General features: G+C 52.1%; 14 protein-coding genes. 6 read left to right on the top strand and 8 right to left on the bottom strand.

Annotated elements, in window-relative coordinates:
- Positions 1-68: 68 nt before the first annotated feature.
- From ABYP33_RS00070 to ABYP33_RS00050, 5 genes are all read right to left on the bottom strand, one after another.
- Positions 69-2354 carry a molybdopterin cofactor-binding domain-containing protein gene (locus tag ABYP33_RS00070; RefSeq protein WP_373086847.1) on the bottom strand — a complete coding sequence of 762 codons (2286 nt, stop codon included), beginning with the start codon at positions 2352-2354 and terminating at the stop codon, positions 69-71.
- Between the two features lies 1 nt (position 2355).
- A complete protein-coding gene (locus tag ABYP33_RS00065) occupies positions 2356-2889 on the bottom strand; it encodes a (2Fe-2S)-binding protein (protein WP_373086845.1) in 534 nt (177 codons plus the stop codon).
- 85 nt (positions 2890-2974) lie between these two features.
- Positions 2975-4243: a DUF2254 domain-containing protein gene (locus ABYP33_RS00060; RefSeq protein ID WP_373086843.1), complete on the bottom strand. Its 1269-nt coding sequence runs from the start codon at positions 4241-4243 to the stop codon at positions 2975-2977.
- A 61-nt stretch (positions 4244-4304) separates the two neighbouring features.
- The gene (locus ABYP33_RS00055; protein ID WP_373087010.1) at positions 4305-4427 is read right to left on the bottom strand and encodes a DUF3185 family protein; all 123 of its coding nucleotides are present in this window, start codon (positions 4425-4427) and stop codon (positions 4305-4307) included.
- Positions 4428-4628: 201 nt separating this feature from the next.
- Entirely contained in the window at positions 4629-5726 is a 1098-nt protein-coding gene (locus ABYP33_RS00050; protein ID WP_373086840.1) for an NADH:flavin oxidoreductase, read from the bottom strand.
- A gap of 117 nt (positions 5727-5843) precedes the next feature.
- Here ABYP33_RS00050 and ABYP33_RS00045 point away from each other — a divergent pair, with 117 nt between their 5' ends.
- The 5 genes from ABYP33_RS00045 to ABYP33_RS00025 all read left to right on the top strand — a co-directional run bounded on the left by ABYP33_RS00045 (position 5844) and on the right by ABYP33_RS00025 (position 10504).
- Entirely contained in the window at positions 5844-6743 is a 900-nt protein-coding gene (locus ABYP33_RS00045) for a LysR family transcriptional regulator (RefSeq protein ID WP_373086837.1), read from the top strand.
- 347 nt (positions 6744-7090) lie between these two features.
- On the top strand, positions 7091-7228 hold the full coding sequence (locus ABYP33_RS00040) for a TetR family transcriptional regulator (protein ID WP_373087007.1): 138 nt from the start codon (positions 7091-7093) through the stop codon (positions 7226-7228).
- A gap of 137 nt (positions 7229-7365) precedes the next feature.
- The gene (locus tag ABYP33_RS00035; protein WP_373086835.1) at positions 7366-7626 is read left to right on the top strand and encodes a hypothetical protein; all 261 of its coding nucleotides are present in this window, start codon (positions 7366-7368) and stop codon (positions 7624-7626) included.
- Between the two features lie 291 nt (positions 7627-7917).
- Positions 7918-8730 (top strand): formate/nitrite transporter family protein, encoded by an 813-nt coding sequence (locus tag ABYP33_RS00030; RefSeq protein WP_373086832.1) that lies wholly within the window; start codon positions 7918-7920, stop codon positions 8728-8730.
- A gap of 55 nt (positions 8731-8785) precedes the next feature.
- Positions 8786-10504 (top strand): protein kinase, encoded by a 1719-nt coding sequence (locus tag ABYP33_RS00025; protein WP_373086831.1) that lies wholly within the window; start codon positions 8786-8788, stop codon positions 10502-10504.
- Between the two features lie 80 nt (positions 10505-10584).
- Here the strand turns inward: ABYP33_RS00025 and cynS are convergent, their stop codons facing one another.
- From cynS to ABYP33_RS00010, 3 genes are all read right to left on the bottom strand, one after another.
- Positions 10585-11025, bottom strand: coding sequence for a cyanase (gene cynS / locus ABYP33_RS00020; protein ID WP_373086829.1), 441 nt, complete (start codon positions 11023-11025; stop codon positions 10585-10587).
- Between the two features lie 323 nt (positions 11026-11348).
- Positions 11349-12110: an amidohydrolase gene (locus tag ABYP33_RS00015; protein ID WP_373086827.1), complete on the bottom strand. Its 762-nt coding sequence runs from the start codon at positions 12108-12110 to the stop codon at positions 11349-11351.
- A gap of 28 nt (positions 12111-12138) precedes the next feature.
- Positions 12139-13275, bottom strand: coding sequence for a methionine aminotransferase (locus ABYP33_RS00010; protein ID WP_373086825.1), 1137 nt, complete (start codon positions 13273-13275; stop codon positions 12139-12141).
- A 269-nt stretch (positions 13276-13544) separates the two neighbouring features.
- On the opposite strand from ABYP33_RS00010, the gene ABYP33_RS00005 reads away from it, so the two are divergent.
- On the top strand, positions 13545-13694 hold the full coding sequence (locus ABYP33_RS00005; protein WP_373086824.1) for a DUF2986 domain-containing protein: 150 nt from the start codon (positions 13545-13547) through the stop codon (positions 13692-13694).
- Positions 13695-14046: the final 352 nt, after the last annotated feature.

Here is a 14046-nt window from a genome sequence, read left to right as displayed (position 1 = left end):
CGATGTGGGTCTTACAAAAGGCCCACATCGTCATCTAGCGCAGCACAGCCGGGGAAGGTGTGCTGTTTTCAGGCTTTCATCGCCGCTTTAACATCGGCCGGCTTTATCGGCAAATTGCGTAGACGGGCGCCAACGGCATTGAAAATCGCGTTGCCAATGGCTGGCGCCACCGCAATAACACCCGGCTCGCCAAGCCCCGTCGGGAACTCGGTGTTCTGCACAAAGCTAATGTCCAGCTCGGGCACGTCGCTCATACGCAGTGGCGTGTAGGTATTGAGGTTGCGGTCAGCGACCTGGCCCTCTTTAATGGCGGTGCCTTCGTGCAGTGCCATGCTCAAGCCCCACAGCATCGCGCCTTCGGTTTGCGCGAGGGCGCCGTCGGGGTGAACCACCATGCCGCAGTCCATTACGCTGGTTAGCTTAATGACGCTGACTTTGCCGGAACTAGGGTCTACTTTAACGTGGGCAATACAGGCGCTCCAGGTGGGCATGCCGCGTTCTTGTCCTGCCGCAATGGCGAGTCCTAAACCTTCATTTTTGGGTAATTTGCGGCCCCAGTTGGCTCTGGTTTTGGCCTCTTGCAGAACATGGGCTAAGCGCTTGGCGCCGCCGACGGCTTCCGGTGCTTTACCGGCGTTTTTGCCTTTGGCGTCTAAGAGTTTTAGGCGGAAGCTGGCGGGGTCATCACCCTGAGCGTGCGCGACTTCATCCATAAACGATTCAACGCCCCAGCCAATCCAGCCCGGCCCCACGGCGCGCAACCAGCCGGGCACAAAGGTTTTTTGGGCTAAGGTATTATTGATGGCGCGCACGCGATGGTTGTTTAAGCTATACCAGTGGTCGGCGCCACTGATAGAAAAACTGTCGACCTTGGTTTTTTTGTCGACGCTGTCGGGCATAAAGCCGGGCGCCATGGTGAGGGTTGGCCAGCCCGCTGCAGCGGCGTGTTCAATGCCCTGTAAGGCGTTGTCGGCGTCCCAGTAGGCGGCAAAATGTTGTACCGAGGGCGAGCGAATACAGTCAAAACGGGAGTCGTCTTCACGGGTGAAAACCAATTTTACCGGCTTGCCTGTGGCTTTGGCGGTGAGTGCTGCGGGCAGCATATAGTCACCCGCCAAACGTCGGCCAAAACCGCCACCGAGATAGTGCTGGTGAATGATTACTTGGTCTTCACTCAGGCCCACTGACTTGGCCACCACCGGCAGAAACAGTGATTGCCATTGATTGCCGGTATACACATGGCAGATACCGTCTTTAAACTTGACGGTGGCATTCACCGGCTCTAGTGCAAAGTGCAAAACAGAGGCGGTGCGGTATAAGCCTTCGATTGATTTTTTTGCTTGTTTTGCGGCGGTGTCGATATTGCCGTGTTCAACAAATAGCCCGCCAGAGGATTTGTCGGCAACCAGTCGCTCGCCCTCAGCGATCAGGTCTTGCTCACTGACCTCGGCGGTTTCCCCAGCTTTATAGCTTACCTTCACCGCGTCGGCGGCCTTGATCGCGCCGTGGTAGGTGTCGGCTAATACCGAGACCCAACCTTGTAATATCTCGGCGGGATCTTCCAGCACTTTATAGCCGATATAACCTTTCACTTTTTTCGCGGCACTGTCGTCGATTTTTAGCACCGATGAACCATAGCGCGTAGGTGGAATCAGCGGCCGCGCATAGATCATGCCGTCGAGTTCGGCGTCGATGCCATAACGCGCTGCGCCAGTGGATTTGGCGGGAATATCCAGCGCCTTGCTCGGCTTGGCAATGAGCGTGCGTTTGGCTGCGGGCTTGGGCGAAAACGTGGCAAGCTTCTCGTCGCTATAGGTTTTATCGATCTTGCCGCGTTTAACAATCTCGGCAAAGTCCATGCGTTTGCTGCCACAAATCACTTGGCTGTTCTCAGTTTTACAGTCTTTGGCCGCAACCCCGAGTAATGCCGCAGCGGCTTCAATTAGCGCCTCGCGGCTCGCTGCCCCGGCTTGGGACATGGGTACATAGGACTGGAAAACCGACCAGGATCCGCCGGTCACCATATAGCCCCATTTAGGGTCGGTATCGACATGCTTGAAACTCACACGATTCCAATCTGCACCGAGCTCGTCGGCAACAATGCGCGCTAGCGCTGTGCCCACATGCTGGCCCATTTCGGCGCGGGTCACGTTCACCAGAATGGCGCCAGTTTGATCGATCTCGAACCAGATCGTGGGGTTAAACTGTTTGTTTTGTAGGCGCTCAGACGCGGGTGTATTGCCGGCTAGCGCGGCACTCGGGGCGAACGCCATCATTAGTCCGGCGGTTGTAGTGCCGATCAAAAACTGACGACGACTATAGTCTGCGTTTTTGTCATTCGTGATTCGTGACATCTTAGCTTACTCCCTGTTCGTCAGCGTGCGCCGAGAGGCTGTCGTCGACCACGGTCTGCCGCTTGGGGTCATATATTTGAATAACGCCGTCGCTGCTTTGAGCCGCACTTTTGATGGCGCGTTTAATGCGCACATACGACATACAGCGGCACAAATTCCCCGACATATACTGAACAATTTCATCATCGCTGGGATTGGCTTTGTTCGCTAACAGCGCTGCGGCCTGCATGATTTGACCAGACTGACAGTAACCGCATTGCGGCACTTGCTCCTCTACCCAGGCTTTTTGTAGCGGGTGGCGGGCTTCCAAACCTTCAATGGTGCGGATGTCGGCGTTGCTCGCGGCGGCGAGTGGTAGCGAGCAAGACCGCATTGGATTGCCGTTCATATGCACGGTGCAGGCGCCGCACATGGCAATGCCGCAACCGAACTTGGTGCCCTTAAGGCCAAATTCATCGCGAATAACCCAGAGTAGCGGGGTGTCCCCCGGGGCACTTGAGGAGATCTTTTTGCCGTTAAGTGTGAAAGTCGTCATTCGTTCCGTCCTCATTAATACTGAGTGGCGTTTTAAGCGCTGTGAATCAGTGTAGGTCAGTTTGAGTTGAGGTGCGTTTTGTTCGCTATGCTGGCGGCTTCGCCGCGTCGCGGACAGTGATCCAATCTTCTTCGACGGTTAGCGCAATTTTTGCGGGCTTTAGTGCCAGCTGGCGATGGTACTCGGCAGCCGCTTGCATCTCGGCGTCGCCGATTGATGCCAGCGAGTGCAGGGCTTTCTGCAAGCGCACTGATACTTCCACTAGGCCCGCGCCGTCACGGCCAATTGCGGTGAATGCATCGTCGAACATATCACGCACGGATATTTCGGCTACTTCGACGCGATCGTAAACAGGCTGCTGGTCTTGATTTGCTGTTGCCGGTTCGCTCCACTGGGTTAGTAACCTTAGCAGTGTGCCCACCACATCGATTGCCGTACCGGGATCATTCACCGCTGGCGATAAGGCGCGGCTGGCAATTTCGGACAGTACAATTAAGCCAAATCGTGGATCGTCATCAAAAAGGCGGCTGCTGCCGATTTGGAATGACTTGCCGATAGCTGCGGAGTCGATCTTGGGCTTATCACCGGTAGTGGTAATAACCTGCGCGAGGGCCCGATCTGGCGACGCGAACGTGCCGGGGAGGGCGGCCACCACAATTCGCGCTTGGTTTTGCTCAGCCCATATCTGCAACGCGGCGATATCGATGTGTTGCACATAACCCACGCTCGTGGCGAATACCGACTGTCCTTGACGACCAGGCTGGACTGCCACGCCACACAGCCGTGGTGCATTCCGCCGTCGCGCAAGGGCGCCAGCGGTGGCGTCTTCCACTTTGCCAATGGTTGATCCCATCCGGCCTAGGCGCGCAATGCGGTCAACCCAGCGAACAAAGGTCAGAATCACAATACTGAAGACAAACACCGTTAGCACGAAAAGGATAAACAGGCCCGCGCTCCCGAAATAGTCATTCTTCAGCGCGGTTAACGCAACAATACTGAAAATAAAAGAGCCGACAAAGGTGGAGAGCGCGTTCTGAGACGCATCGTCTGCGACGACCAAGGGAAAAGACCGCGGCGTTGCGGTGTTTGCCGCTGAGGCGTAGGCCGAGACCATCGATGCCACCGAAAAAGTCGCAATGACCAGCATACTCGCGGCCATCACCGACAGCAAAGACTCAACGGAGTCCTCCGCAATCACCGGCAATATCTGCGTTAACGCCGTGCTGTCAGCCAATTTGGCGACGAAGGCGATTGCGATCGAAAGCAGGCAGACCGCTAAGGGTTTAACCCACAGGCGTCCGCGAAATCGATTGACGATAAATCGTATGCGATCAGCTGAAACAAAAGAGGCCATTCCAATCTCCCGCTCGCAGCTTAGCTTCCAATTAGGTGTGTAATACCTAGGAATACCCGTTTTACTTTAATCTTGTGAGACCAACTAACACACTGATAACACCGCCAACCATGCCAGCCCAAGCTTCAATTGGCGTGTCGCCATTTAATGCTCGGCCGATTTGAGCGCTTGCCGAATCATAGATGTTGTAGCCCTATATCGCCAAAGCCACACCGGCCACAACGAGCACAATACCAATAATTTTATTATTCATGTTCGCACCACGCTGTATAAAAATTGAATTAGTTTGATGCTTACATAAACACATTTTGGTCTTTAAAAACACCAATAAAGAAACAGGTCGTGCTACGCACCTATGCGCACCAAGACCTGCCCCGCAAGGTATCTAAAGGAGCTGGCCAATATGTTCTTGAGTGAAGGGTTTTAATTGATCAAGCTGACCATTTTTTACCTTGTTCACCCAGTCAGCATTGGCGAGTAAGGCGCGACCAATCGCAATGAGGTCGAACTCATTACTGTCCATCTTTTCAAGCAAGTTATCGATATTGGCAACTTCAGCGCCTTCGCCACGCATTGAAGAAATAAATTCTTGGTTGAGACCAACACTGCCGACACTGATGGTGGGTTTGCCGGTGATCTTTTTGGTCCAGCCCGCCAAATTAAGGTCAGATCCCTCAAACTCTGGCTCCCAGAAACGGCGCTGGCTACAGTGAAAAATATCTACACCGGCGTCGCTTAAGGGCGTTAAGAATGCGGTCAATTCCTCTGGAGTATTGCAAAGCCGCGCCGTGTAATCTTGCTGCTTCCATTGCGACCAGCGGAACACTATCGGAAAATCCTCGCCAACGCGTTCGCGCACGGCTTTTACAATCTCAATGGCAAATTGACTGCGCGCCGCGAGACTGCCACCGTAGCGGTCGATGCGGACATTGGTGTCTGCCCAAAAAAATTGATCGATCAAATAACCATGAGCGCCGTGAATCTCAACGCCGTCAAAGCCAATTTGCTTTGCGTCAAAGGCCGCTTGCGCGTAGTCGGCTACCAAGCCTTCGACTTCTTCGGTGCTGAGTGCGTCAAACACCTTTTTATCTTTAGAGACGAGGCCCGAAGGGGAGGCCGTGGGCGCGTCTGGAACCGGGCCGCTACCCGCGCGACGAGTAGCGCCAACATGCCAAATTTGCGGAATAATCTTGCCGCCAACTGAGTGCACGGCCTCAACGACTTTTTTCCAGCCGGCCAGCGCCTCGTCACCGAAGAAGGATGGGTAGCTGGTGTTGTCGGTGGCGGCGGGGTGATTAATTAGCGTGCCTTCGGTAATGATTAAGCCAACGCCGCCTTCGGCGCGCTTGCGGTAATACTCGGCAACGGCCTCGGTGGGTACGCCATTGGGTGAAAAACCACGGGTCATCGGGGCCATTACGGTGCGGTTGGCGAGCTTAAGCTGGCCGAGTTCGAATGGCGTAAATAAAGCACTGGTGTTCATCTGGTTACCTCGAGTAAGACAATTAAATGCATTTCATCACTAGCCGACTAGTATACTTTTTCAAAAATAGAAGATGATCAGCTAATATTACGAAATACTTTTGCTGGAATCGCAATAATGGACAAGCTCAAAGCCATGCACCACCTCTGCTGTATTGCCGAAGTGGGGAGCTTCAGCGCGGCCGCCAAACTCGCCAATGTGCCGGTCTCAGCGGTATCGCGCAGTATTCAAGCGCTGGAGTCAGAGCTAGGGGCGGCACTGCTCAAACGCAGCACCCGCCATGTTGGTCTCACCGAGATCGGCAAAATTTACCTCAGCGAATCAAAAGACATATTGGCGGCGATAGATCGCGCAGAGGGCCGGGTAGGCAATTATCAAAATGCGCCGTCTGGGGTGCTGCGCATTAGCGCGCTGCCTTATTATGGTGAAGTTCGACTGTTACCGTTGCTGGAGGCGTTTCAATCGCGCTACCCGCAAATTGTCATTGATTTCGAACTGTCTAATCACACTGCCGACCTTCAGCGCGACGGCATCGATATTGCTATTCGCGGCGGCAGCGAACCCGATGGTCGAATTATTGCCCATCGCCTGGTCGATAACACCCACCGCCTGTGCGCCTCGCGGTCATATATTCATAAATACGGTATGCCGCAAACTATTGCCGAGTTGAGTCATCACCGCGCATTGGTGTATCGCAGCCCCGCGCAAATATGGCATTGGCATGCCGAGGCGCGGGGTGCATGGCAGCGGATAGATATCACCACCGCGCAAATCAGCAATAGCATTCGTGTTATTCGTCAGGCGCTCCTAAGTGATCAGGGCTTGGCGATGTTGCCGAGTTGGAGCGTTGCAGAAGAAATTGCCGATGGTCGATTGGCGTGGGTACCGCTGCCAGAAACCTTGTCGACGACGGCCAATCACCCCGCGGGCAGTATTTATATGCTGTATCAGCAGCCGCAGTACACCGTGCCCAAGATTAAGGTGGCGGTGGATTATTTTAAGGAGTATCTGCAGTAGCGTTGTGGCTCGGTTACGCGCTTCGGCGCCGCCATAACACTGCGTGCGATAACGGGGCCGCCATCGTAAAGGTGCAACGCCTACTTAAAAGCCTTATTCTTGCCGACAAAAAAATGGTGAGATTTACATTGCTGTTATTTTGAGTGTCCATGTTTACCCCAAGATCACCAGGCAGTGATGCAAATAGCGTGGACTATTGTTTTGCTATTAAATATGAACTGGACGCCTAGTTTAGTTTTTGCCTGCATTGCATAGATTGACTGTTTGATACACCGTACAAATCGCCAATTAGAGCCACGTAATGAAAGCCATACCAAGCCAGCGCCAAACAAAAACGCGCCGCGTTAATTACCGCGGCAAGCGCGTGTTTTGTTAGCCGGGGCTATCACGCTACCAAGGCAAAGACCATGGCAAGCAAAGCGGGTGTCGCGACGGGTGCTTTTAACAGTATTTTGAAAATAAAGAAGACATGCTGCGCGTTATAGCAAAGCAGCGCATGGAAGATCTATATCAACAAGTGCCGTCGGCGATTGAATTTCTCGAACTCAGTAGTGGCGTGCAAAAGTCAGTGTAAAGCCGGGTGCAACTGAGCGGATTTTGCTTCACGTTCTGGAGCTAATCTATGCTTTTTACGAGCAAGCGCCCGAGCTTCATCCCCTATTTGACTTTGGTCGGGCCAAAGGCGCTCGCGAACTACGACGGTGAAGAGCACGTAGTTCGCCAGTTCCGCGCCGAATACAACCACGAGCAGTTAGTAAATCATTCCGGCGGTGTGGTGCTGCTGGTCATGATTGCGGGTTATGTCGCCTGGGCGCGTGATGACTTCGCTAGCCAGTTTGGCCGCAAGCCGGTGGGCCATTTGCTTAGGGCGGTAGCATATTAAGGTTCTCGCCTTCACAAGGGCGACGGTATTGTGGGCCCGCGAGCGCAGTTGCTGTTATACTGCACCCTAAGCACTCACTGGACATTGCCGGCGCACTTTAAATGTGCGCGTCGCAATCGTTCGTATTTTATGTGGCGTGAGTAGATGTGTATTTTTTTGGTGCCTTTTACTTCGGCTTTTTATTTCCCCGCCTTTTTTCTTTATTAAAACATTAGCTTATCCGTTTGTTTATAAGTTGGTTCGTTATTTGCTGTGTCACTGCTAACAAAAACTTGTGTGAGGATGTACTCAGTGGCTTATATCGAACCCAATGAATTTGCGACAAAGATGGTTGACGCTGGCGAATCTAAAATTTTCATGTCGGCCAGAGATACGTTGGTGAGGGCCTATATGGCCGGCGCTATTTTGGCCCTCGCGGCCTTTTTTGCAATAACCGTAACCGTTAAAACAGGGAATCCCTTGCTAGGGGCACTGCTCTTCCCTGTTGGTTTTATTATGCTCTACCTAATGAAATTCGATCTACTTACCGGCGTGTTTACCCTCGTTCCTTTAGCAATTATTGATAAGCGCGCGGGCTGCACCGTCAAGCAAATGTTGCGCAACTGGGGACTGGTGTTTATTGGTAATTTCGCAGGTGCTTTGTCGGTTGCCTTCTTTGCATCCTTCATTCTAACCTACGGGTACAACACTGACGGCGGCGCCCTAGCGGCCAAGGTCGGCAGCATTGGGGAGTCGCGGACCCTTGGTTACAAGGCGCACGGCGAGGGTGGCTGGTTTACGATCTTTATTCGCGGCATGCTGTGTAACTGGATGGTGTCGATGGGTGTTGTTGGCGCAATGATCTCCACCTCGGCCTCTAGTAAAATGGCGGCAATGTGGATGCCCATTATGCTGTTTTTTTACATGGGTTTTGAACACTCAATTGTAAACATGTTCCTGTTCCCCTTCTCGATGATTATGGGTGGTGAATTTACTATCTCTGACTACTTGTTTTGGAATGAAATTCCTACGGTATTAGGGAATCTTGCAGGCGGTTTCTTACTGGTTGGTTTACCGCTTTACCTGACTCATGTTAGAACTAGCCCTGAGCGTAAGCTGGTTTAACCACCATTATTTATTCACTGGAGGTCCCCGCTCGTAACACCGCGGGGATTTTTTTATGAAAGCTAAGTTGCTAAATGTTTCTGCGGGCCAGTGTTCCAGTGCCGGGCGAAAGCCAGTGAACCAAGATTTTCACGGCCTGCTGATTCCCGCAGAAGCGCAACGTAATGCCAAGGGTATTGCTGTTGCAATTGCCGATGGCATCAGCAGCAGTCAAGTCAGTCAGCTTGCAAGTGAAACCGCAGTAAAAACCTTTTTAAGTGATTATTACTGCACCAGCGATGCGTGGTCTGTTAAAACCTCGGCCTTAAAAGTCTTGGCGGCCAGTAATGCCTGGCTTTATGCGCAAACCCAAAGCAGTCCCTACCGTTTAGATAAAGACAAAGGCTATATTTGCACCTTTAGCGCGGTGGTTTTTAAATCGAATACCGCCTATGTGTTTCACTGCGGTGATACTCGGCTGTACCGCGTCCTTGGCGACTGCCTGGAATTGTTAAGCCAAGATCATCGGAGAGTGGTGTCGGAAGACGTGAGCTATTTGTCCCGTGCGCTGGGCATGCAGTCCCGATTGGAAATGGACTACCTAGAACTTCCAATAGAGCCGGGCGATATCTATGTCTTAGCGACCGACGGCGTATACGAATATGTATCCGACAAGTCAATTGCTCAAGCGATAAATAGTAATGAGGGAGATTTAGACGCCCTCGCCGCGCAACTGGTGGATGAGGCTTTAAAAGCCGGCAGCCCAGATAATTTAACGCTGCAAATCGTGCGTATAGACGAGGTCCCAGATAAGCAACGTGACGAAGTTTGCCAATTATTGGAAACCCTGAGCCCGCCGCCAATACTGGCGCCACGGCAGAGCTTTGAGGGTTACACCATAATTCGTCAGCTGCACATCAGTAGCCGAAGTCATGTATTTTTGGCCGCAGATACGGTGACTGGCGAGAGCGTGGTAATCAAAACTCCCGCAGCTGAAACCCGCGACAATCGCGAACATCTAGAAACCATGTTGCTGGAAGATTGGATAGGGCGGCGTATCGACAGCGTTAATGTGTTGCGCTCTATCGCGCCCCATTCCAGTCAGCGCTATATCTATACGGTAACGGAATTTGTCGACGGGAAAAGTCTTTCTCAGTGGATGCTAGACAACCCCACACCCGCCATAAATGAGGTGCGCCGTATTGTCGAACAAATTGCCAATGGCCTGCGCGCGTTACATCGCCTTGAAATAGTGCACCAAGATCTTCGCCCCCAGAACATTATGATTGACAGCGCGGGCACAGTAAAAATTATCGACTTTGGCGCGGCTAAAGTGGCCGGCCTTGCCGAAACCTGTCGCCGCAATCAAGGCGTGGTGGGCACCATGCAGTATTCCGCGCCAGAGTTTTTTTTAAATTTTGACGGAAGTAGCCGCTCAGATATTTTTTCGCTAGGGGTAATTGTTTATCAAATGCTATGCGGCGAGTTGCCCTATGGCAATGAGGTCTGTCGCGCGAGCACGCGACAGGCGCAGATAAGATTGACGTATAAGCCCTTGGCCTTAGCGCGCGCCGATTTGCCCAGCTGGGTAGACTACGCAATTGCTCAAGCGCTTCAGATCCAGCCCGAAAAGCGCTATCAAGAAGTCTCGGAGTTTGTTTACGATTTACAAAACCCCAATAGCCGCTATTTAAAAAAGGCCAAACCGCCGATTATGGAGCGCAACCCAGTATTATGTTGGCAAGTGATATCGGCGGCTTTACTGGCGGTGATTGTCATTCAAAATATGTCTTAGCAATATTGTGTGGGCGGGAGTGACGGTGCGAGTCGGGGAAAGTGTAAAGCGGCGAAAACCGCCTTACCAAGTGCAGCGGCTTACCAACTTTTGTAGGGCAAAAATTTTCCGTTCATGGTAATTACTACGCGGTCGCCTTTCGGGTTTTCCTCTTTATCAACATCCATAGAAAAATCAATGGCGCTCATAATCCCGTCACCGAACTGCTCCTGAATAACCTCTTTCAACGTATCGCCATAAACGCCAACGATCTCATAAAGGCGATAAATCAGCGGATCTTGCGGCACATCCCAGCCCCAGGTTTTAGTCGGATAGCTCATTAAGGTGGTTTTGGCCTGGGGCGGTAATTCGAGTAATGCGCACAATTTATCTGCCGGTACCTCGGGCATGCTATTCATGCCTAAACAAGCGGATGTGAGCCACACTTTACCTACGCCAAGCTCATCAGCCATCGCTTCCCATGTAAGGCTTTTGGCTTTCTTTGCCAGTACGATGGCTTCGGTCAGTTCCTCACGGTTCATGTACATACCTCAGTTGGTTTATTTTGGTCTATAAGCCATTCAAGATATATGCCAGTGGTCGAGACTTTTCAATTAATACTTACGCTTTTGGTTACGTATGGTGCGCTCAATTATTTAATAATTTTGAATCCGTGACGGTTTCGATATATTTGTCGAGTGCGTCCTTGCTGGAGTGGCCCCCCTGCCTTTGCAGGGGCGATGCTCGGCCTTCGCTGGCGTGACAAAGAGATGCAGGAGGGGCGAAACAAAAAGCTCAGCGTCATGCTTGCGTAAGAATCCATATGAGCGAAGCGAATGCCTTTCCATCAGACGTCTGACCATCTCTAGCGCAGCTCAAACTCGTCCGCATCTAAGTGCGCCGGAAATTTTTCCCTAAAGCCATGCAATTCTGCCAGCGATATTTCCGCTTTGAGTATGGCTGGAGTATGAGCGGTGGTCTGCGCCAGTGGTTGGCCGAGGTAGTCGAGGATGACGCTGTCGCCGCTGTAGTTGATGCCGTTGCCGTCTTCACCAACACGGTTCACGCCAATAACATAGCTTTGGTTTTCGATGGCTCTTGCGGTGAGTAGGGATGACCAAGCGTGGCGGCGGGCTTCTGGCCAATTGGCGACAAAAATCAATACGTCGTAGTCGTTGCGATTGCGGCAGAACACGGGAAAACGTAGGTCGTAACAGATTTGCAGGCACAGTCTAAAGCCTTGGTATTCGACTATTTTGCGCGTGCTGCCAGCGGCGTAGTGCAGGTGTTCATCGGCCATGCGGAATAGGTGGTGTTTGTCGTAGTGGCTTTCGCCCTCTGGGCTTACCCAGTACAGGCGGTTGTAGTGGTTGCCATTTTCTTCGACGGCAACGGAGCCTGTTATGGCGATATTGTGCAGCTGGCTCATGTCACGCAGCCAGCGCAGACTAGGGCCGTCGGCTGGTTCGGCGATTTGTTCTGGCGACATAGAGAAGCCAGTGGTGAACATTTCAGGTAAGACTAATAGGTTAACTTCCCCAAGACTGCTAATAAGGTCGCTGAAGTAGGTGAGGTTGGCGTCGCGGTCTTGCCAGTACAGGGGCGATTGTAGCGCGGCTATTTTCATCGTAGTGCTTCTTTGTATAGTTGTTTAATTACAGGGCGCAGAGTTTGGTGGCAGCGTCAAATAGCGTCTGTTCTCGCTTGGCAAAACAGAAGCGGATGATGCAGCTATTCGGCGGAGTTTTATAAAAAACTGACAGCGGAATGGCGGCAACGCCGTGCTCGCGGGTGAGCTCTTCGCAAAATTCCACGTCGTTTTTGTCGCTAATGGCGCTGTAGTCGGCAAGGGCAAAATAAGTGCCCGCGCTGGGCAGCATGCTAAAGCGCGATGCCTGCAGCGCGTTAATAAAGCAGTCGCGTTTGCTGCGGTAAAAATTCCCCAGGCCGTGAATCTCGTGGCTGTATTCATTGAGCATGTCGGCCACAGCGTATTGGGCTGGTGTAAAGCTGGTGAAGGTGACGAACTGGTGTATTTTGCGAAACTCCACGCTCAAGGCTGGTGGGGCAATGCAATAGCCCAGCTTCCAACCGGTGGCGTGAAAGGTTTTGCCAAAGGAAGAAACGATAAAGGTGCGGTCATGCAGGGCCGGATAGCGGTGGGCGCTATTGCGGGCCTGGTCGAACACAATGTGTTCATAAACCTCGTCGCTAATCACGTATAGATCGTGTTTGTCGGCCAAGTTCGCGAGAGCTTGCCAATCACCGTCATTAAATACCGTGGCGGTGGGGTTGTGGGGGCTATTGATGATAATCAGCCGCGTCTTAGGCGACACTGCCGCTTCTATTTGCTGCCAATCAGGTTGGTAGCTTGGCGGCAGCAGGCTGATGTGTTTGCAGCTGCCCCCCGCCAAGGTCACGGCTGGCGCGTAGCTGTCGTAGGCGGGGTCGAGCAGTATCACTTCATAGCCGGGATTAACCACGGCTTGAATGGCAACGAATAGTGCCTCGGTGGCGCCCGAGGCCAAAGTGACTTCAGTGTCTGGGTTTATTGCGCGGCCGTAGCATTCCTGGGTCAGTGTGGCAATGGCTTGGCGCAACTCGGGAATGCCGTTCATGGGCGCGTATTGGTTTTTGCCGTTGTGGGCGTGGTGGCTAAGCCGATCTAGCAAGTACTCGTTGGGCGTGAAATCAGGAAAGCCTTGGGACAGGTTGATGGCGCCGCACTCGCTGGCCATGGCCGACATCACTGAAAATATGGTGGTGCCAACGTCGGGAAGTTTACTTTTCAATATTGAGTCCTTGGTGCTGAGAACGATTGCTTGCTAGCCGAGTTTACTACATTTCCCTAGGCGGGTAGAAAGGGGGGGAGTGGCAGGTTGGGGGCGGGGCTAAAAGCTACGAATTACGGTGCTTTAACTGCTTTTGGCGGAATTGAATTCAACGTATGATGGCGCCGCCCGCGCTATTGCCGCACTAATTCAATGACTGGGTACTCAGCATTTTAGGCTGATGTCGTGGATTCGAGTTTTATTTCTGCTGTATACGCTCATGTGTTGTTATGAACCGCAAAAAGAAAATGAATAAGGTATTAAATCAAAAGCTTAAGAAGGCGAAGGCGAAGAATCAGCCCAATAATAAACCGCGCTATATTTCAAAAGCCGAGCGGGCCGCCGCAGCTGAGCGCGAAACCGAATCAGGCATTGAGTGAGCTGCTTTGGGCAGCTCTCGGCGGCTGCGGCGGGCGTTTTATGGTCTGTCACTCGAGTACTGCGACTCGAGTGGCTGCGTGCGATGCTTTGCTCCAGTTTAAGTCGGTGGAAGCATAGATAAAACGATGAATATCCAGAGCTTATAGGTTTATTCCCTAGTGAATAACTGGTAATAGGGGGTAGACACGGCCTGAAATCTCTATATACTCAATCGCAGCTAGAAAGTTCGACCTATATTTATGTACACCATTTCGAAGTCCTGTCTGTAGTTTTCGTCCTGTACTTCATAAGTAATAGAATCACTTCCAGCCTAATCGATCTGATTTCAGATCAAAATTACCTTTGAATATT

The sequence above is a fragment of the Zhongshania sp. genome, assembly GCF_041584495.1.
Lineage (GTDB): Bacteria > Pseudomonadota > Gammaproteobacteria > Pseudomonadales > Spongiibacteraceae > Spongiibacter.
Note: the sequence above shows the minus strand (reverse complement) of the source record. Positions and strands in the feature narration are given on the sequence as shown.